This window comes from Bradyrhizobium sp. LVM 105, assembly GCF_003957705.1.
Taxonomy (GTDB): Bacteria; Pseudomonadota; Alphaproteobacteria; order Rhizobiales; family Xanthobacteraceae; genus Bradyrhizobium; species Bradyrhizobium frederickii.
Genome location: NZ_QZMV01000002.1, coordinates 537114 through 556594 on the forward strand (window position 1 = coordinate 537114; position 19481 = coordinate 556594).

18 protein-coding genes are annotated in these 19481 nt (G+C 64.8%); 8 read left to right on the plus strand and 10 right to left on the minus strand.

What is annotated here, in order from left to right:
* Window positions 1–78 precede the first annotated feature (78 nt).
* From D6B98_RS07785 to D6B98_RS07810, 6 genes are all read right to left on the minus strand, one after another.
* A complete protein-coding gene (locus D6B98_RS07785; RefSeq protein WP_126256421.1) occupies window positions 79–783 on the minus strand; it encodes an ABC transporter ATP-binding protein in 705 nt (234 codons plus the stop codon).
* Entirely contained in the window at window positions 767–1498 is a 732-nt protein-coding gene (locus tag D6B98_RS07790; protein ID WP_126256422.1) for an ABC transporter ATP-binding protein, read from the minus strand. Before D6B98_RS07790 ends, D6B98_RS07785 begins: the two co-directional genes overlap by 17 nt.
* A complete protein-coding gene (locus D6B98_RS07795; protein ID WP_126256423.1) occupies window positions 1495–2478 on the minus strand; it encodes a branched-chain amino acid ABC transporter permease in 984 nt (327 codons plus the stop codon). The genes D6B98_RS07790 and D6B98_RS07795 overlap by 4 nt, the downstream gene beginning before the upstream one ends.
* The gene (locus tag D6B98_RS07800; protein ID WP_126256424.1) at window positions 2478–3356 is read right to left on the minus strand and encodes a branched-chain amino acid ABC transporter permease; all 879 of its coding nucleotides are present in this window, start codon (window positions 3354–3356) and stop codon (window positions 2478–2480) included. Before D6B98_RS07800 ends, D6B98_RS07795 begins: the two co-directional genes overlap by 1 nt.
* 168 nt (window positions 3357–3524) lie before the next feature.
* Window positions 3525–4769, minus strand: coding sequence for an ABC transporter substrate-binding protein (locus D6B98_RS07805; protein WP_126256425.1), 1245 nt, complete (start codon window positions 4767–4769; stop codon window positions 3525–3527).
* A gap of 89 nt (window positions 4770–4858) precedes the next feature.
* Window positions 4859–5674 (minus strand): putative hydro-lyase, encoded by an 816-nt coding sequence (locus D6B98_RS07810; protein WP_126256426.1) that lies wholly within the window; start codon window positions 5672–5674, stop codon window positions 4859–4861.
* 119 nt (window positions 5675–5793) lie between these two features.
* On the opposite strand from D6B98_RS07810, the gene D6B98_RS07815 reads away from it, so the two are divergent.
* From D6B98_RS07815 to D6B98_RS07835, 5 genes are all read left to right on the plus strand, one after another.
* Entirely contained in the window at window positions 5794–6711 is a 918-nt protein-coding gene (locus tag D6B98_RS07815; protein WP_126256427.1) for a LysR family transcriptional regulator, read from the plus strand.
* Window positions 6712–6833: 122 nt separating this feature from the next.
* Window positions 6834–8084 (plus strand): Zn-dependent hydrolase, encoded by a 1251-nt coding sequence (locus tag D6B98_RS07820; RefSeq protein WP_126256428.1) that lies wholly within the window; start codon window positions 6834–6836, stop codon window positions 8082–8084.
* A 12-nt stretch (window positions 8085–8096) separates the two neighbouring features.
* A complete protein-coding gene (locus D6B98_RS07825) occupies window positions 8097–9008 on the plus strand; it encodes an NAD(P)-dependent oxidoreductase (protein WP_126256429.1) in 912 nt (303 codons plus the stop codon).
* A gap of 11 nt (window positions 9009–9019) precedes the next feature.
* Window positions 9020–10093, plus strand: a complete 1074-nt coding sequence (locus tag D6B98_RS07830) for a malate/lactate/ureidoglycolate dehydrogenase (protein ID WP_126256430.1) — start codon at window positions 9020–9022, stop codon at window positions 10091–10093.
* A gap of 155 nt (window positions 10094–10248) precedes the next feature.
* Window positions 10249–10890 carry a suppressor of fused domain protein gene (locus tag D6B98_RS07835; RefSeq protein ID WP_126256431.1) on the plus strand — a complete coding sequence of 214 codons (642 nt, stop codon included), beginning with the start codon at window positions 10249–10251 and terminating at the stop codon, window positions 10888–10890.
* 116 nt (window positions 10891–11006) lie between these two features.
* Here the strand turns inward: D6B98_RS07835 and D6B98_RS07840 are convergent, their stop codons facing one another.
* Window positions 11007–12080 carry a tartrate dehydrogenase gene (locus tag D6B98_RS07840; protein WP_126256432.1) on the minus strand — a complete coding sequence of 358 codons (1074 nt, stop codon included), beginning with the start codon at window positions 12078–12080 and terminating at the stop codon, window positions 11007–11009.
* Between the two features lie 154 nt (window positions 12081–12234).
* On the opposite strand from D6B98_RS07840, the gene D6B98_RS07845 reads away from it, so the two are divergent.
* Window positions 12235–13011 (plus strand): SDR family oxidoreductase, encoded by a 777-nt coding sequence (locus tag D6B98_RS07845; protein ID WP_126256433.1) that lies wholly within the window; start codon window positions 12235–12237, stop codon window positions 13009–13011.
* A 140-nt stretch (window positions 13012–13151) separates the two neighbouring features.
* Window positions 13152–14573: an amidase gene (locus tag D6B98_RS07850; protein WP_126256434.1), complete on the plus strand. Its 1422-nt coding sequence runs from the start codon at window positions 13152–13154 to the stop codon at window positions 14571–14573.
* Window positions 14574–14687: 114 nt separating this feature from the next.
* Here D6B98_RS07850 and D6B98_RS07855 read toward each other — a convergent pair whose 3' ends face one another.
* The 3 genes from D6B98_RS07855 to D6B98_RS07865 are packed head-to-tail and all read right to left on the minus strand — an operon-like array spanning window position 14688 to window position 18521.
* Window positions 14688–16184 carry an extracellular catalytic domain type 2 short-chain-length polyhydroxyalkanoate depolymerase gene (locus D6B98_RS07855; protein ID WP_126256435.1) on the minus strand — a complete coding sequence of 499 codons (1497 nt, stop codon included), beginning with the start codon at window positions 16182–16184 and terminating at the stop codon, window positions 14688–14690.
* A 40-nt stretch (window positions 16185–16224) separates the two neighbouring features.
* The gene (locus D6B98_RS07860) at window positions 16225–17334 is read right to left on the minus strand and encodes an amino acid ABC transporter permease (RefSeq protein ID WP_126256436.1); all 1110 of its coding nucleotides are present in this window, start codon (window positions 17332–17334) and stop codon (window positions 16225–16227) included.
* A gap of 2 nt (window positions 17335–17336) precedes the next feature.
* On the minus strand, window positions 17337–18521 hold the full coding sequence (locus D6B98_RS07865) for an amino acid ABC transporter permease (RefSeq protein WP_126256437.1): 1185 nt from the start codon (window positions 18519–18521) through the stop codon (window positions 17337–17339).
* A gap of 86 nt (window positions 18522–18607) precedes the next feature.
* On the opposite strand from D6B98_RS07865, the gene D6B98_RS07870 reads away from it, so the two are divergent.
* Window positions 18608–19480, plus strand: a complete 873-nt coding sequence (locus tag D6B98_RS07870; RefSeq protein ID WP_126256438.1) for a MurR/RpiR family transcriptional regulator — start codon at window positions 18608–18610, stop codon at window positions 19478–19480.
* Window position 19481: the final 1 nt, after the last annotated feature.

Here is a 19481-nt window from a genome sequence, read left to right on the forward strand (position 1 = left end):
TCGCGGCCCATCCTTCGAGGCGCGCGAAGAGCGCGCACCTCAGGATGACGGCGGAGATTGCGGCGGCAGTCCAGAAAGCTACAATCCCAGATACGCCTTTCGTACGTCCGGATTGCCCTTGATCTCGCTTGCTGCGCCCTGCATCAGCACGCGGCCGGTCTGCAGGATGTAGGCGCGGTCGGCGATCTCCAGGCACTCGGCCATGCGCTGCTCGACGATGAGGACGGTCATGCCGGCGTCGCGGATGCGCTTCACCGCCTGGAAAATCTCGTCGACGAGTTTTGGCATGATGCCTTGCGAGGGCTCGTCCAACATCAAGAGCCGAGGACGCGTCATCAGCGCGCGGCCGATCGCGAGCATCTGCTGCTCGCCGCCGGAGAGCGTTTCGGCGCGCTGCTCCAGGCGTTCGGACAGACGCGGAAACAGCGTGAAGACGAGATCGAGCGGCTCTTCGCGGTTGGCTTCGCCACGGTAGAGATAGCTGCCGAGACGCAGATTGTCGCGCACCGACAGGCGCGGAAACAGCCGGCGGTTCTCCGGTACATAGGCGATGCCGGCCGCCGTGATGTGGTGCTGCGCCATGCCGTTGATCTGCTTGCCGTCGAACGTCACGCTGCCCGAGCGCGGGCGCTCGGCGCCGGCGATGGATTTCAGCAGCGTCGACTTGCCGGCACCGTTGGCACCGGCGACGCAGACGATCTCGCCCTTCTGGACCTCGATCGAGACCGCGGAGATCGCGACCAGGCCCTGATAGGCGGTCGTGACTTCACGCACCGACAGCATGACGATCTCCCAGATATGCCTTGATCACCTTGGGATCGCGGACGACGTCCGAAGGCTTGCCCTCGACCAGCACCTTGCCGAGGTCGAGCACGATGGCGCGGTCGACCAATGGCATCACGATCTCCATGACGTGCTCCACCATCAAGACGGTGATGCCGGCATCGCGCACCTTGCGCACCAGCGCGACGCCGGTCTGCGCCTCGGTCGGCGTGAGGCCGGTTAGGACTTCGTCGAGCAGCAGCAGCTTCGGCTCGGTCGCGAGCGCGCGGGCGACTTCAAGGCGCCGCTTCTCGGCCGGCACGAGGTCGCTCGCCAGCACGTCGGCGCGCGCGGCAAGGCCGGTGAACTCCAGCACCTCGTGCGCCTTGCGGCGCGCCTCGCGCATGACCGTGTTGCGCACCAGCGCACCGACGATGACGTTGTCGACGACGGTCATGGTCTCGAAGCTCTTGACCACCTGGAAGGTGCGCCCGATGCCGCGCTGGCAGCGCGCGGCTGCCGGCATGTGGGTGACGTCCTCGCCGTCGAATAGAATCGAGCCTTGCGTCGGCGGCAACACGCCGGCGATGAGATTGAAAAGCGTCGACTTGCCGGCGCCGTTGGGGCCGATCAGGCCGACGATCTCGCCGCGCCCGACCGAGATCGAGACGTCGCTGTTGGCGACGAGGCCGCCGAAACGCTGCCACACGCCACGGGTTTCAAGGAGCGCGGTCATCGCGTGGCTCCCGTCTTCTTCGGGCGTGAAAACAGGCTGAGCAGCCCCCGCGGCAGGGCCAGCGAGATCAGGACGATCAGCGTGCCGTAGACGATGAGATCGACACCGCGCCCCGAGCCGCCGAACTTGAAGCGCGTCAGCTCGGTCAGCGGGATCAGGATGGCGGCCCCGAGCACCGGCCCCCACAGGGTGCCGATGCCGCCGAGCACGGCCGGCAACGCCATCAGCAGCGAGAACTGGAAGCCCATGACGCTTTCGGGATCGATGTAGGAGACGAACTGGGCGTAGAAGCTGCCGCCGACGGCAACCAGGAAGGCGGAGACCGCGGCCGCGCCCATCTTGGAATTGAACACGTCGACACCAAGGCTCTCGGCCGCGTCCGGATTGTCCTTCACCGCGCGCCACCAGAATCCCCATTTGGAGTTTTCCAGCCACCAGGTCACGAACCAGGCGAGGCAGCACAGCGCGAGCGCAAAGTAGAAATACGGCAACTTGGTGCGCAGGAACTGGAATTTCAGCCAGCTGTCGCCGCGGATCGGAATGGTAATGCCCATCGCGGCGCCGGCCCATTCCCAATTGTGGAACAGCAGCAAGCCGATCTCGGCGATGACGATGGTGGCGATCACGAAGTAATGGCCGCGCAGGCGGAAGAAGGGATAGCCGAGCCCCATCGCGATCAGCGCCGACACCACGCCGCCCGCCAGCATGCCGAACCAGGGCAGAACGCCGAACTTGGTGAACAGCAGCTCGGTGGTGTAGGCACCCAGGCCGAAATACAGCGCGTGCCCGAGCGATATCTGTCCGCAATAGCCGGACAGGATGTTCCAGCTCTGCGACAGACCCGCATACATCAGCGTCAGGATCAGGATGTTCTGGACAACGACGTCCTTCACGAACAATGGCGTCAGCGCGGCGATGGCGGCGAGCGCCGCGGCGATGATGAGGTCGCGGCGGCGCCGCGCTGCAAAATCCTTGTCCATCAGATCGATCCGAACAGGCCGCGCGGCCGGATGAAGACGACCAGCAGATAGACCGCGTAGATGCCGACCGACTTCAGCGCTGGCGGCAGCACCAGGGCGGTGGTGGCTTCGACGAGGCCGACGATGATGCCGCCGGCAAAAGCGCCGAACACGCTGCCGAAGCCGCCGAGCGCCACGGTGACATAGGCGATCAGGGCAAAGGACGCGCCGACATCAGGATAGATGTAGAAGAAGCTCGCCATGATCGCGCCGGCGAGGCCGACCAGCGCGGCGCCGAGGCCCCAGCCGAAGGCGAAGACACGGTTCTTGTCGATGCCGACCAGCGCGACCGCGCCGGGATCTTCGCGGGTGGCTTCGATCGCACGACCGAAATCGGTGCGATGGATGAAGAAATAGAGGCCGGCGAAGGCCGCGATCGAGACCAGCGCGCCGACCAGCTGCGGCTCCGGCAGGAAGATGCCGGCAATCGAGATGGTCTTACCGCCGAGCCAGGACTGCGGAATGCTGCGATAATCAGGGGTGAAGAAGTATTGCGCAAGGCCGCGCATGACGATGGCCAGGCCGAAGGTGGTGAAGATCTGCACCATGCCGGCATTGGCCTTGGCCCGCATGGCGAAACGCACAATGAGCAAGTAGATCACCGCTCCGAAGATGAAGAGCGCGGCAGCGACCAATGGCGCGGACAGCAAGGGGTCGATGGCGAAGAACGCGAACAGGAAGAAGGACAGATACATCGCGATCATCAGAAACTCGCCATGAGCGAAGTTCGTGACGTCCATCAGGCCGAAGATCAGCGCGAGGCCGACCGCGATCAATCCGTAGAGCAGCCCCATGAGCAGGCCGCTCGCAAGACTCTGGATAATGGCTTGGGCTGTCAAAAGTCGTCCCCCGTTCGAAAAGTCACCGTTTGCTCCGTCATTGCGAGCAAAGCGAAGCAATCCAGCATCTCACCCGCGGAGACTGCCTGGATTGCTTCGTCGCTTCGCTCCTCGCAATGACGAGGCTCGCGCGACGATCGCGATGTGCTCCCCTGCTCCCGCAGCGCCTTACTTCATCGGCCAGACCGCCTCGGCGATCGCAGCCTGCGGCGGGAAGATGGTGACGAACTTGCCGCCGATATATTGCAGCAGCACCGGGTCGGCGTCGTTGTTCTGGCCCATCTCGTCGAACTTGACGCGTTTCCAGGGCATGATGGTCTGCTCGCCCGGGATGTCGGTCGCAGCCAGCGCGTCGCGGATCTTCTCGCCGTCCGTCGACTTGGCGCGGCTGATGGCGTCGGCGAGGATGATCAGGCCCATGAACTGGCGCGAGGTGAGATCATTGAAGTCCTTGCCCGACTTCGCCTTGAACATATCGTTGATCTTGCCGACCATCGGGCGCTTCTGCGCGAGGTCGAGCGAGAACGTGCCGCGCGAGATCACGCCTTCGAGCTTGTCGCCGACGGCATCATAGAGCGCCTTCTCGGAGAAGCCGGCGTCCTGCGCCACGATCGCATTCGGCTTATAGCCGAGCTCGGCCATGGTCTTGACCAAGAGGATGCCGTCGGTGGTGTAGCTCGAGGGCATCAGCACATCGGCGTTGGCAGACTTGAGCTGCTGCACCTCGGCCGAGAGCGAGGGCGAGTTGGCGCGATACTTGATGTCGGTGACGATCTTGTAGCCGCGCTCGCCGGCGATCTTGGCCTGGGCGTTGCCGGAATCGGTGCCGAAGATGGTGTCCTCGTGGAACAGCGACAGCGTCTCGATCTTGGTGCCCTTCTTCTTCATGGCATCGAAGAAGTCGAACATGGCGGCCGAGTACATCTCGTCGTGCGGCGCGGCGCGGAAATAGTATTTCAGGCCGCGGCGATGCAGGCTCGGCGAGGAATTGTCAGCGGAGACGAACGGGACCTGGTAGCGCTCGCAGATCTGGCTGACGGTGACGGCGACCGCGCTCTGATAGGTGCCGATGATGGCGCTGACCTTCTCCTGCGTGATCAGGCGCTCGGCCTCGGCGCGACCCTTCTGCGGATCGGCCTGGTGGTCGGCGAAGACGAGGCGGATCTTCGCGCCGCCGAGGCCCGGCAGGCCTTCGCCCTTGGCCAGCGGCAGGTCGAAATCGGTGTCCTTGTTAATGACCTCGAGCGCGGTCTCGTAGGCCTTCTGGGCGTCGACGCCCTGCTGCGCGCTGCCGCCGGAGAACGGATAGATCACGCCGATCACGACTTCCGACGTCTGGGCGCGTGCAGCGAGCGGCACCAGTGCAGCGGTGGCGGTGGCACCTAACAACACGTCGCGGCGAGTGATCGTCATGGCAGAGTCCCCTGTGACTGAATTTCGGTTGATCGAATGAAGCGATTGATGGATGCGGTAAAGCTCGAAGAAGCAGCAGATGCTGCCCGTTAAATCACAGCCATGGTCCTGTTCTTGAGATCCGTCACCAGCATCAGGCCGGGCGAATGCGTGATCGCGAACGGAAGCTTGGCGGCGTTGATGACCGATTGCGGCGTCACACCACAGGCCCAGAACACCGGTATCTCGTCGTCAGCGACGGGCACCGGATCGCCGTAGTCGGGCTTGGAAATGTCCTTGATGCCGATCAGATGCGGATGGCCGAGATGCACGGGCGCGCCGTGCACGGCGGGATAGCGCGAGGTGATCTGCACCGCACGGATCGCGTCCGCCGGCTTGAACGGACGCATCGACACCACCATGGGACCTGCGAATGGCCCGGCCTCGCCGCAAGGAATGTTAGTACGGTACATCGGCACGCGCACGTTCTGCTCGATGTGGCGGATCGGCATGCCCTCGTCGAGCAGCGCCTCTTCGAACGAGAACGAGCAGCCGAGCACGAAGGTGACGAGGTCGTCGCGCCAATACTTGGTCACATCAATCGGCTCGTCGACGATCTCGCCGTCGCGCCAGACGCGGTAGCGCGGCACGTCGGTGCGGATGTCGAGGTCGGCGCCGAGCGCCGGGATGAAAGGGCTGCCGACATCGGACATGCCGATGATCGGGCACGGCTTGGGATTGAGCTGACAGAAGCGGTGAAAGGCGCCGGCATAGTCGGCCGGCAGGATCGCCAGATTGCCCTGGACGAAGCCGGGGGCGACGCCGGCGGTGGAGGCGACCAGCCCCTCGCGGTAAGCAAGCCGGGCCTTGCGGCTCGGGAGCGTGTCGGGCGTTTCAGTTTGCTGCGCTGCCACCAAAACAGTCATGCGATCGACCTGCCTATAAACTCGACAAAGACAAGCCAACACCAAGCGTGCTATAAAGTCTAATCGTCGTTTCTAATCAATCTCGATAAAATTAATTTATCGACTGGGAAAACCCTTCCATGCTGGACTTCAGGTCGATCGAGACGTTCCTCTGGGTGGTGAAGCTCGGCAGCTTCCGCGGCGCCGCCCAACGGCTCAACACCACCCAGCCGGCGATCTCCCAGCGCATCGCCCAGCTCGAGCGCGAGATGGGCGTGAAGCTGCTCAACCGCGATCATCGCGTGGCCTCACCGACCCCGAGCGGCCGGCAGATGATGGTCTATGCGGAGAAGCTGATCGGGCTGCGCGCCCAGATGATGGCGGAGATCGGCGATGCCTCGGCGATGCGCGGCGTGATGCGGCTCGGCGTCGCCGAGACCATCGTGCACACCTGGCTGCCGCGCCTCGTGAAGAGCGTCAACCAGGTCTATCCGAACCTGTCGCTGGAGATCGAGGTCGACATCACGCCGAACCTCACCGCGCGCCTGCTAGCGCAGGAGATCGAGCTTGCGTTCGTGGTGGGACCGCTGTCCGCCTCCGGCGTGCACAATCGCGTGCTCGCCGATTATCCGATCGGCTTTCTCGCAAGTCCCTCGCTCGGGCTCGGCAAGGGCCCGGTGACGCCGGCCGACCTCGCGCGGTTTCCGATCATCACCTTCCCGCGCAAGACCAAGCCTTATGAGGTGGTGCGCGAGGTGTTCGACCGGCCGGAGCTGCCGCCGATCCGCCTGCATGCATCCGCCTCGCTCGCCACCGTCATCCATATGGCGGTCGAGGGACTGGGCGTCGCCGTGATTCCCGACGCCATCGTCGAGAGCGAGCTCGCCGACGGGCGGCTGCAACTGCTCGACACCGATCTGGCGATCGCGCCGCTGACCTTCACCGCAAGCTGGCTCGCCTCGCCCGACGTCGTTGCCGTGGAGCGCGTCGCCGAGCTTGCACGGCAAATTGCGCAGAGCAGCCTCGCGGTTGACGCGCCCGCGCAGGCGCGTCATTGAAAAAGGCGCCGGACAACCTTCAACGTCATTCCGGGATGGTGCGCAGCACCAGACCCGGAATCTCGAGATTCCGGGTTCGGCTCTTCGAGCCGTCCCGGAATGACAACTGAGAGACTGACCGCATGAGCCGAGCCGTCACCAATCTGCAAATCGATTCCGCCCGCCTGTGGGGCTCCATCCATGAGACCGCGCAATTCGGCGCGACGGCCAAGGGCGGCGTACGGCGGCTGACGCTGAGTGCCGAAGACAAGCAGGTGCGCGACTGGTTCCGCAAGGCCTGCGAGGAGGCAGGCCTCGAGGTGTACACCGATGCGCTCGGATCGCAATTCGGCCTGCGCAAGGGCCGCGACATGTCGAAACTGCCGGTGGGCATCGGCTCGCATCTCGACACACAGCCGACCGGCGGCAAGTATGACGGCATTCTGGGTACGCTCGGCGCGCTGGAAGTGATCCGTACGCTGAACGATGCCGGTATCGAGACCGACGCACCGATCTGCGTCGTCAACTGGACCAATGAGGAAGGCTCGCGCTTCGCGCCTGCAATGATGGCCTCCGCGGCTTACGTCGGCGACTTCACCACCGACGACATTTTGTCGCGCAAGGATGCCGAGGGCACCACCGTCGGCCAGGCGCTCGACAGCATCGGCTATCGCGGCGACAAACCGGTGGGCTTCCAGAAGCTCGGCTGCTTCGTCGAATTGCACATTGAGCAGGGCCCGATCCTGGAGGCCGAAGGCAAGACCATCGGCGTCGTCGATTCCGGCCAGGGCGTGCTGTGGTACGACGGCAAGATTTCCGGCTTCGAGAGCCATGCGGGCTCGACCCCGATGCCGCTGCGCCGCGATGCGCTGGCGACGCTATCGGAGATCGTGCTGGCGATGGAAGCCATCGCCAAGAAGCACGGGCCGAACGCGGTCGGCACCATCGGCGAGGCCGTGATCGCCAACCCCTCGCGCAACGTCATTCCCGGCGAGATCGCCTTCACCATGGATTGCCGCAGCGCGGACGGCGCGATCATGGACGCGCTCGACCGCGATCTGCGCGCCGCCATCGCCGAGATCGCCGCACGCCGCAAGGTCGAGGTGAAGATCGATCTGGTCTGGCGCAAGCCGCCGACGCATTTCGACCCCAAGCTGATCGCAGCGGTCGAGAGCGCGGCGAAGACGCTCGGTTACTCCTCGCGCCGCATCACCTCCGGCGCCGGCCACGACGCCTGCAACCTCAACACCGTGATGCCCGCCGCGATGGTGTTCGTGCCCTGCAAGGACGGCATCAGCCACAACGAGCTGGAGGACGCCACGCAAGGCGACTGCGCCGCAGGTACCAACGTCCTCATGCATACCGTGCTGGCGATCGCCGGCGTCGCGTCCTGATCGGAGAGAGCCATGCGCGGAGTTTTCGTCGACGCCAACGAAGCCCTCGCCGTGATCACGGAGCGGCTGGAGCAGCCCGGCGATCCCAAGGTGCGGATCCACCGGGACCCCGACATCAAGCCGGAGCAATACCCTGAAATCCTCGACGGTGCCGAGATCGCGATCGTCGACCACACCGCGCTGCCGACCGCGGTCGCCAGGAAATGCGCCGGGCTGAAGCACGTCGTGTTCCTCGGCACCGGCGCACGCAGCTATATGAACCCGGAGGAGCTCGCCGAGCTCGGCATCTCCGTGCATCTGATCAAGGGCTACGGCGACACCGCGGTCGCCGAATCCGCGATTGCGCTGATGTGGGCGTCGGCCCGCGTCATCGCGATGATGGACCGCGAGATGCGCGCCGGCAACTGGCTGCGCGAGGACGGCATGCAGCTCACCGGCAAGACGCTCGGGCTGATCGGCTTCGGCGGCATCGCCGCGGAGGTCGCGCGCATTGCGTCCGGCAGCGGGATGAAGGTAATTGCCTGGAATCGCTCGCCGAAGAGCTGCCCCGGCGTCGAATTCACCGATCTCGACACGGTGCTGGCGAGGAGCGACGTGGTGTCGCTGCATCTGCTGCTCAACGACGAGACGCGCGGCATGATCACGCGCGAGAAGATCGGAAAAATGAAGCCCGGCGTCATCCTGGTCAACACCGCGCGCGCCGCGATCGTCGACGAAGCCGCCATGATCGAGGCGCTGAAGTCGGGCCATATCCGCCATGCCGGCCTCGACGTCTTCAACACCGAGCCCCTGCCCGGCGATCATCCGCTGACCAAGCTGCCGAACGTGACGCTGTCGGCGCATTCCGCCTTCCGCACGCCGGAAGCGAGCGAGAACCTCATTCATGCGGCGTGGGAGCACTGCCGCCGGATCGTGAAGGGATAAGAGCAACAACAATGGCCGACTACCGCACCATCAAGGCTGAGCCGCTCACCCGTGCCATCCACGCCATCGTCAAGGCCGGCGGCTCCTCCGACCGCGAGGCCGAGCTCGTGGCCACCAATCTCGTCGAAGCCAATCTCAAGGGCCACGACTCGCACGGCGTCGGCATGATCCCGCGCTATGTCCAGAGCGTCACCAATGGCGGCCTCGCCGTGAACCAGCACGTCAAGATCGTGCTCGACACCGGCCCCCTTCTCACCCTCGACGGCCTCACCGGCTATGGCCAGGTGATCGGGCATGAGGCGATGGAGCTGGCGGCCGAGCGCGCCAAGAAAAACGGCGTCTGCCTGGTCGGCCTTTCCAACTCGCACCACATCGGCCGCATCGGCCATTGGGCCGAGCAGTGCATCGACCATGGCTTGGTCTCGATCCACTTCGTCAACGTGATCTCGCGGCCGATCGTGGCCCCCTGGGGCGGCAGCGACGCGCGCCACGGCACCAACCCGTTCTGCGTCGGCATCCCGCGCACGGGCAAGGACCCGATCGTGCTCGACTTCGCCACCAGCAGGATCGCGCAGGGCAAGACCCGCGTCGCCCACAACAAGGGCGTCGAGCTCGAGCCCGGCACCATCATCGACCATGAGGGCAAGCCCACCGTCAATCCGCGCTACACCGTGATCCCGCCGTACGGCGCCATCCTTCCCTTCGGCGAGCACAAGGGCTCGGGGCTCGCGCTGGTCTGCGAAATCCTCGGCGGCGCGCTCTCCGGCGGGCAGGTGGTCAAGGGCCCGTCCGACGGCAAGTACAACGTGCTCAACGGCATGCTCTCGATCGTGATCGATCCCGGCAAGCTCGGCACCGGCGAAAACCTCGCACGCGAAGTCGAGAGCTTCGTCGCCTGGCACACCGGCTCGCCGCCCGCTCCCGGCGTCGACAAGGTCAGAATCGCGGGCGAACCCGAGCGCGAGACCAAGCAGAAGCGCCTCGCCGAAGGCATTCCGGTCGATCCGACCACCTGGCAGGAGATCCTCGAGTCCGGGAAGAAGTTCGGGCTGGATCAGGCGGCGATCGAGAAGATCGCAAGCTGATCGGAAACGCCGCGCATCGCTCGAATAGCTCCGGTCTGATGCACAATTGCGCAAGAAGATGGACTAAGGCGCAGCTCTTGAAGCGGATTTGAACCGGCCCCCGTTGCCTTGCGACAACGCGGGTATCCCGACTCGTATCCGCTCCAGAGGTTCACATGCTCTCCCGTCTCGCAAAGCTCGTATCGGGCTCCACCGATCCGTCACCCGCCGTCGACCTCTACCGGCATCGGCTTGCCATCTACGAGAGCGAGCTTGGCGAGCCCGAGCACAGCTTCACGGACAGCGCGGAACGCCGCATCGACATCCACGCCTTCGGCCGCGATTTCGTGCCGGTGTGCCAGGAGGGTTCTGACGAGGGTTACGTTCTGCTGACCAATGGCATGAGCCAGCAGCGGATGCCGGGGGTGAGCGGGGATGCAAAACTGCGGGCCGAACTGATGTGGTATGTCCGCGAGCCGACGCCGGACGTCCGCGACAATCTGCGCTGGCTGGCCAATCTGCCGTTCATCGACACGACCTGGTTCGGGTTCGGCCACCGCGTCGCATTGCCGTGGCCCCCGGTCGCAGGAACCGACTTCCAGACCTTCCTGTTTCTCACGCCGATCATCGGTCCCGACAAGCAGATCGCCGAAGCGCTGGAAATCGCGGGCGATCCGGTCGAGATTTTGACCGTGAACCTGATTTCCGATCGAGAGCTCGCGCTGATCAAATCCGAGGGACTGGATCCATTTCTCGACCTGCTCGACGACAACGACTATCCGCCGATCTTCGATCCCAGGCGGAAGTCGTACGTGTAGGGCGCGCCCAAAACACCGCTGTCGTCCCGGACAAGCGCGCCTGAAGCGCGCGCCGCCTGGGGTTATGGTCCCTGCGTTCGCAGGGACCACCCTGGAGTTGCTTGCGCGAGCGAGCCTTAATCCACCATCTCCGCAACGGCCTTGCCGCACGCCGTGGTGTCGGCGTTGCCGCCGAGATCCTTGGTGCGTAGCGTGCGTTCGGCCAGCGTGCGTTCGATCGCCTCGACAATCGACTTGCCGGCTTCCTTCTCGCCGAGATGCTCCAGCATCATCGCGCCGGACCAGATCGCGCCGATCGGGTTCGCAATCCCCTGCCCCGCAATATCAGGCGCCGAGCCGTGCACCGGCTCGAACACCGAGGGGAAGTCGCCCTCGGGGTTGATGTTGCCTGACGGCGCGATGCCGATGGTGCCGGTGCAGGCCGGGCCGAGGTCGGAGAGGATATCGCCGAACAGATTGGAGCCGACCACGACGTCGAACCAGTCCGGGTGCAGCACGAAGTTCGCGGTCAGGATGTCGATGTGGTACTTGTCCCACTTCACGCCCGGATATTTCTTGGCCATCGCCTCCACGCGCTCGTCCCAATAGGGCATGGTGATGGAGATGCCGTTGGACTTGGTCGCCGAGGTCAGGTGCTTTTTCGGCCGCGACTGCGCGAGCTCGAAGGCGAATTTCAGGATGCGATCGACGCCGGTGCGGGTCATCACCGTCTGCTGCGTCACGAACTCGCGGTCGGTATCGGGGAACATGCGGCCGCCGACCGAGGAATATTCCCCTTCGGTGTTCTCGCGCACCACCCAGAAATCGATATCGCCGGGCTTGCGGCCCGCCAGGGGCGACGGCACGCCGGGCATCAGCCGCACCGGGCGCAGGTTCACATATTGATCGAACTCCCTCCGGAACTTGATCAGCGAGCCCCACAGCGAGACGTGGTCCGGAATCTTGGCCGGCCAGCCGACCGCACCGAAATAAATCGCATCGTGCTTGCCGATCTTCTCCTTCCAGTCATCCGGCATCATCTGGCCGTGCTTCTCGTAATAGTCCCAGGACGCGAAGTCGAAATGGTCGAAATGCACGGAGACGCCGTGCTTCTTCGCCGCCGCCTCCAGCACGCGCAGGCCCTCAGGCATCACTTCCTTGCCGATGCCGTCGCCGGGAATGACCGCGATCCGGTATTGTTTCTTGCTCATCGAGAACGTCCTTGGTTGGTCCGGCAGCCGCCGCCTTTTGACCGCACTGCAATGGACCAAACGCGTCGGCAGTGCAACGCTGCACTGCAATGTTGACCATGGCGCGACCAAGCGCCTACTGGTTTGATCCTGTTCCTATCCTGCGAGTAAACTCATGGATCTGCATCTGCGTGGCAAGCGCGTCCTGATCACGGGCGCGTCCAAGGGCATTGGCGCTGCCGCGGCCGAGGCGTTTGCCGAGGAAGGCGCACATCTCCTGCTCGCCGCCCGCAGCGGCGACCAGCTCAAGGTGCTGGCAGAGCGCTTGCGTTCCGCCCACCAGATCGATGCCGCAACGAGCATTGTGGACCTGCGCAAGGAAGAAGACGTGGCGCGGCTCGCCAGGGAAGCCGCGGACATCGACGTGCTCGTCAACAATGCCGGCGACATCCCCGGCGGCTCGATCGACAAGATCGACGAGGCCACCTGGCGCCACGCCTGGGAATTGAAGGTGTTCGGCTATATCAACCTCACGCGGCTTATCTATGCGCAGATGAAGGCCAAGGGCGGTGGCGTCATCGTCAACGACATCGGCGCGGCCGGCGAGAAGTTCGACGCCAATTACATCTGCGGCAGCGCCGGCAATGCCGCGCTGATGGCCTTCACCCGCGCGCTCGGCGGAAAAAGTCTCGCCGACAACATCCGCGTGGTCGGCATCAATCCGGGCCCTGTCGGCACCGATCGCCACGTCACGCTGCTGAAGACGCGGGCGAAGCAGCAGTTCGGCGACGAGAGCCGCTACAAGGAATTCCAGAAGAGCCTGCCGCTCGGCCGTCCCGCGCATGCGCGCGAGATCGGCGACCTCATGGCGTTCCTGGCCTCGGACCGCGCCGGCTATACGTCGGGCGTGATCTACACGGTGGACGGCGGCATCAGCGCCGGCTGGGGTTAGTTGACGCGTGCCGCTGCCAGCACCACACACCGTCAATGCGAGCGCGGCGAAGCAATCCAGGAATGCCCCCGCGGAGACGGTCTGGATTGCTTCGCTGCGCTCGCAATGACGGAATACTCGGTTACAAAGGAGCAAGACAATTGCCTAGTGAAGACCTGATCCGGAAAACCGCATGTGCCGTCGTCGATGAGCTGCGCTCCGGCGACGTCTCGCCGCTCGAGCTGCTGGACGTGCTGGAGAAGCGCATCAGTGAAGTCGACGGCAAGGTCAATGCACTGCCGACATTGTGTTTCGATCGCGCGCGCGACAGCGCCAAGGCCTTGATGCGCAAACCCGCGGGCGCGCGAGGGTTGCTCGCCGGCCTGCCGGTCCCGATCAAGGATCTGACCGACGTTGCAGGCGTGTTGAACACGCAGGGCTCGCCGATCTTCAGGGACAACATTCCCGCCAAGTCGGACCTCATGGTCGAGAACCTCGAGGCCAACGGCGCGGTGGTCTACGCCAAATCCAACACGCCGGAATTCGGCGCCGGCGCCAACACCTTCAACGAGGTGTTCGGCGCGACGCTCAATCCCTGGGATACGACGAAATCCGCGGCAGGCTCCTCCGGCGGCGCGGCGGTGGCCCTGGCCACCGGCATGGCCTGGCTCGCCCAGGGCTCGGACATGGGCGGAAGCTTGCGCAGCCCCGCCGCCTTCTGTGGCGTCGTCGGCATGCGGCCGAGCATCGGCCGGGTCGCGCATACGCCGAAGGCGGGCATCGATCGCAATCTCGGCGTGCAGGGTCCGATGGCACGCAACGTCGAGGATCTCGCCCTGCTGCTGGATGCCATGAGCGGCGACTATGCGGACGATCCGCTGTCGCTGCCGGCGCCCGCGATCTCGTTCCTGTCGGCGGCACAATCGGGCAAGAGGCCGAAGCGCATCGCCTATTCGCCAGATCTCGGCATCACGCCTGTCGACCCCGAGGTGAAGGCGATCACGCGGAAAGCGGCGGAACGCTTTGCCGAGGCCGGCGCCATCGTCGAGGAAGCGCATCCGGACTGGCGCGAGGCGCATGAATGCTTCCACGTGCTGCGCGCGTTCGATTTCGCGATCACCAAGGCCAACCTGCTGCGCACGAAGCGCGACATGCTCAAGCCCGAGGTGATCTGGAACATCGAGGAAGGCCTCAAGCTCACCGTCGATCAGCTCGCGCGCGCCGAGGCGCAGCGCGTCGGCATGACCGCGCGGGCGGTCGAATTCTTCAAGACCTACGATCTGCTGCTGACACCCACCACGATCGTGCCGCCCTTCCCGATCGAGCACCGCTATGTCGCCGAATGTGCCGGCAGGAGATTCGACAATTACGTCGAGTGGCTCGGCATCGTCTACGCCATCACGCTGGCCTGCTGCCCCTCGCTGTCGCTGCCGTGCGGCTTCACGGCGTCCGGCCTGCCGGTCGGCGTGCAGGTGGTCGGCGCACCGCGCGCGGATGCGCAAGTGATCGCCGGCGCAAAGGTGCTGGAGGATATTCTGGGCCTGCGCGGTACCACGCCGATCGATCCGAAGGTGAAGAACTAGCCTCACTCTCGTGTCCCGGACAAGGGGCAGCGCGCCAGCGCTGCGTCGCAGAGCCGGGACACGAGACCTCACCTCCCGCTGGTCGCCTCCAGGCTGGGACGGTTGCTCGGTTCGCTATTTGGCGATCGGGCAGGAGCCGGGATTATCGCAGCGAGGAGGCGTCGATCGCGTGGTGCCGGTCGCCTCCTCGGAGCTCGGGCCCACCGCCCCGTTCAGAATGACCGAGACACGCCATCGATATGTTGTTTGCGGCGTCAGACCGGAATCCCCAAAGCTCGCGCCTGTTACGTCGCCAACCGCTTGGAACGCACCATCGGGTCCCGCACGCGAAACCCGGTAGATTGTTCCGTCGTCTCCTGGAGACCAGGCCAGGTCAGCGCCGCTATCCGACGTATCGATCACCGTGAGCGACTGCGGTGCCGATAGCGAGGGCGCGGTCACGCCGGCAGGCGCCGCGGCAGCGGCCGTGAGCGCATCCAGCATCGCCTTGATCGCCTTGATTTGCGATCCGGACTTCGTCACGTAGCTATCCTGATGGTTGACGTAACTCCACCAATCCCAACAGGCCTGCGGATTGCTTGGCCAGTATGGGCTGGTCTTGGTCTGCGGATAGAGAATGATCATGCGGTTCGTGTCCGCCCACTCATTGTAGCCGGCCTCATCCACGAATTTGCGTCCGATATCGGCGACGTCCTGCTTGCATCCGTGGAGCGCGACGTGGACGCGACACGGACTGCCCTGCTCGCAATCCCTGGGTACGAACACATAGCCGGTATCGCCCATGCTCAACGCGTCGGGCAGATGCGGCGTGGTATAGATCGATTGATCAAAGCTCTTCACTGAACCTGCAAGCTGCGCGGCATTGGGCGGATTCAGGCGGCCGTAAATATGCTGCAGGATGACGCCGGCCTGGTCATAGCCGCATTGGTCGATATAGGGCGCCGTGTTGGCCTTGCAGTCGTTGAGCCCGGGTGCGCCCTGTTTCGCCACGACGAACGAGTGGCCCGCGCCGAGCGTGGCCTGATAGAACAAGTTGCCGCGATTGGCATCTCCCAGATAGTGGCGATAGAAATCGGCGGCCGCATCGGTCGCGGCCTTGTCGACGATCGCGTCATTGTAGCCGTGAAAGAGATAGATCTTCTGCCTGCCGACATTGCTGAGAGGGTCGATCTCGCCCGCTGCGGCCTTCGCGTCGGCCTTTGCCGTAAAATCCTTCGGATTCAGATCCGACGCCGGCCCTTTCATGCATGCACCCGTGGCCCGCCGGATCGGCCCCCAGTACCAGGTGACGGCATCAAACGCGTCCGCCTTTGCGCACCAGTAAGGGCCGCCTGCGACCACGCCGACGCCCTTGATCACCGACGACCATGCCGTGCCGAACTGAACGGCCATGAACGCGCCCGACGAAATTCCCGAAATCGAACTCTCACCGATCGGCGCGCGATAGCGCCGTAACCCCTCCGCGGCGCACGATGACACGCCGAGAGTGGTTGTGAAGATCAGGACGCAGATCTGGGCGGCGGTGAATTGCCGCAAAACGGCCACGCGCATGACAGCCTCGCCAAATCGACCGCAGGAGCAACCTCTGGTATTAGAGGTCAAGATCGGCAATCTGCGCAAGCGCAAACAAGCGGCACCAAACGAGAAACCGTCACTTTGGCGTTGTCGGCGCCTCCAGGCTGCGACTGTAGCGCGACATCGCGAAACAGAAGACGAAGTAGATCGCGGCCACGAAGATGTAGACCTCGACCGAAAATTGCTGCCAGGCGGGATCGATGATCGCGGTCTTCGCCGTCGTCAGCAGGTCGAAGATGCCGATGATCAGCACCAGGCTGGTGTCCTTGAAGAAGGCGATGAAGGTGTTGACCAGCGGCGGGATGACGTGGCGGATAGCCTGCGGCAGGATGATCAGCCGGTGCTTGCGCCAGTAGGACAGCCCGAGTGCCTCGGCAGCCTCGTATTGCCCGCGGGGCACGGCCTGCAGGCCGCCGCGGATGACCTCGGCGAGATAGGCGCCCGCGAACAGGATGATCGCGATCTGCGCGCGCAAGAGCTTGTCGATGTTGAAGCCGCTGGGCATGAATAGCGGGAACATCACGCTCGCCATGAACAGCAGGCTCACCAGCGGCACGCCGCGGATCAGCTCGACATAGAGCACGCTGAGCGAGCGGATCGCAGGCAGCTTGGAGCGCCGGCCGAGCGCGACGAGGATGCCGAGCGGAAAGCCGAATGCAAGGCCGAAGGTCGCCAGAATCAACGTCACCGGCAGACCGCCCCAGCGATCCTGCGAGACGAAGGATAGCCCGAGCACCCCGCCCCACATCAACACGCTGATCAGCGCGAGCGCTCCGATCCAGACCAGGACGAGCTCGCGCCGCCACAGAGCGCGGCGGCTCGAGAGATAGAACAGCGCGATGAACAGCAGCACCGACAGCGCCGGCCGCCACTGCTCGTCGAACGGATAGGTCCCGAACAGGATGAAGCGGTACTTTTCCGGAATGATCGCCCAACAGGCGCCGACGCCGCGCGCCGCGCGGCAGGCGCTGGAATCGTTCGCAGGCGTCAGCCACACTGCATTCGCGATACCCCACTGCACGAAGCTGAAGATTCCCTTGGCGAGAAGCGCCAGCAGCACGACCGACAAAATGCCGTTCGGAATCGACGAGAACAGATTGGCGCGCAGCCAGCGCAGCACGGGGTTTCCGATCTGCGGACGGCGGGCGGCGCGCGGTGCCTCCGGAACATCGGCGATCGCCGTCATCGTCAGCGCTCCACCAGTGCGATGCGCGCATTGTACCAGTTCATGAAGAAACTGATGGAGAGGCTGATCGTCAGGAACACCGCCATGATCAGCGCGATGGCTTCGATCGCCTGGCCGGTCTGGTTCAACGTGGTGTTGGCGATCGAGACCACGTCCTGGTAGCCGATCGCCACCGCAAGCGAGGAATTCTTGGTCAGGTTGAGATATTGGCTCGTCATCGGCGGCACGATGACACGCAGCGCCTGCGGCAGGATGATCTGCCGCAGCATGAAGCTGCGGCGCAGGCCCAGTGCGTTGGCGGCGTCCCATTGCCCGCGCGGCACGGACTGGATGCCGCTGCGCACGATCTCGGCGATGAAGGCCGAGGTGTAGGTCACGAGCGCAATCAGCAGCGCGAAATATTCCGGAGCGAGCGTCAGCCCGCCGACGAAATTGAAGCCGCGCAGCTCCGGCCATTCGATGGTCCAGGACACCCCGAGCAGCACCGACACCAGCACCGGAAGTCCGACGATCAGGGCAAGCGCGAACGGCCAGCCCGGCCGCGGCTTGCCGTCGCGCAATTGCTGCGCGATAAGCTGCCTTCTGACGAGATAGAACGCGGCACATCCGAGCAACGCGGCGCCGAGCACCCAAAGCTGCAGCGGGCCAATCGGAATTGCCGGCAGGATCAGCCCGCGATTGGACAGGAACACGCCCTCGATCGGCCGCCATGCCGCGCGCGCGGCCGGCAGCGCCTGCATCAGGACGTACCAGAACAGGAGTTGCAGCAGCAGCGGGATGTCGCGGAGCGTTTCGACATAGACGGCGGCAAGTCGTGACAGCAGCCAGTTGGCCGACAAGCGCGAGATGCCGATCAGCGTGCCCAGGACCGTCGCGAGCACAATCCCAATCACGGCGACGCGCAAGGTGTTGCCGACGCCGACGACGAAGGCCCAGAGATACGTGTCTTTCGGATTGTAGGCGAACAGGCTGTCGGCGATCGGCATGCCGGCCTCGCGGCCGAGGAAGGCAAAGCCGGTCGTGATGCGGCGCGCCGTGAGGTTGGTGACGGTGTTGGACCAGAGGAAGCCGATAACCGCGACCGCGATCCCGACCACCAGCACCTGCCAGAGCAGGCCTTGCAGCTCGCGGCGTCCCCATGCGCCGAACAGGCGGCGCGGCGGCGGTCTCCGGGCGTCCGTGGTCACAGCGCAAAAATCCTTCTCGAGAGCGACGTTTCCGGCAGCGCACGTCAACTGTTGCACCGATGTAAAATTCATGCAACAAATGTTTCATGGCCGAGCCCGCGAAATCCTCGCCCCTGAGCGAACTGCGCATTGCATTGCCATCGCTCCCGATGCGACTGCAGGAGGTCGGGCGCTTCGTCGCCGCCAACGATTACGACGCCACCACCCGTTCGATGCGCGACCTCGCGGCGGAGGCCGGCGCCGACCCCGCCGCGTTCACGCGCCTTGCCAAGGCGATCGGCTATTCGGGCTGGGACGAATTGCGCGCGGCGCTGACCGAGGCACGGCGACCATCGCCGACCTCTCCCTTCTCCGGCCGTGCCAGAGGCCGCCGGTCCGGCCCGAACGCCGACGTCGCGCTCGTCACCGACAAGCTCGAGGCCGAGGCCGCCGGGCTTCCGCGGATCCCGGCCCAGCCGATTGCGGAGGCGGCCCGTGCGCTGCACGAGGCCAAGCGTATCTGGATCGCGGGCTACCGGAGCTGCCGCAGCGTTGCGGAATTGCTGAACTATGAACTGAGGTTATTCCGGCCCGAGCAGGTGCAACTCATCGGCACATCCGGCCCCGACGATCTCGACCTCGGCGCCTTCCGGCCCGGCGAGGCCGTCATCGTCGTCGGCTTTCTGCCCTATACCCATGCGAGCGTCGGCGTCGCACAGGCCGCCTATCGCGGCGGCGCGACACTGATCGCGATCGCGGACAGCCTTTCCGCGCCGATGGCCGAGGGCGCCGACCACGTGCTGCTGTTCGAGGCGGCCTCCTCTCCCGGCTTCTTCCCCAGCCTCACCGGCGCGATCGCGATCGCGCAATCGCTGGCTGCCGTGACGTTCTCGCTCGGCGGCGTCGCCGCGAAGAAGCGCCTGGAGACTACCGAGGCGCGGCTCGCTGCTGCCTCCATCTACGTTTCAGAGAAAGGTTGAC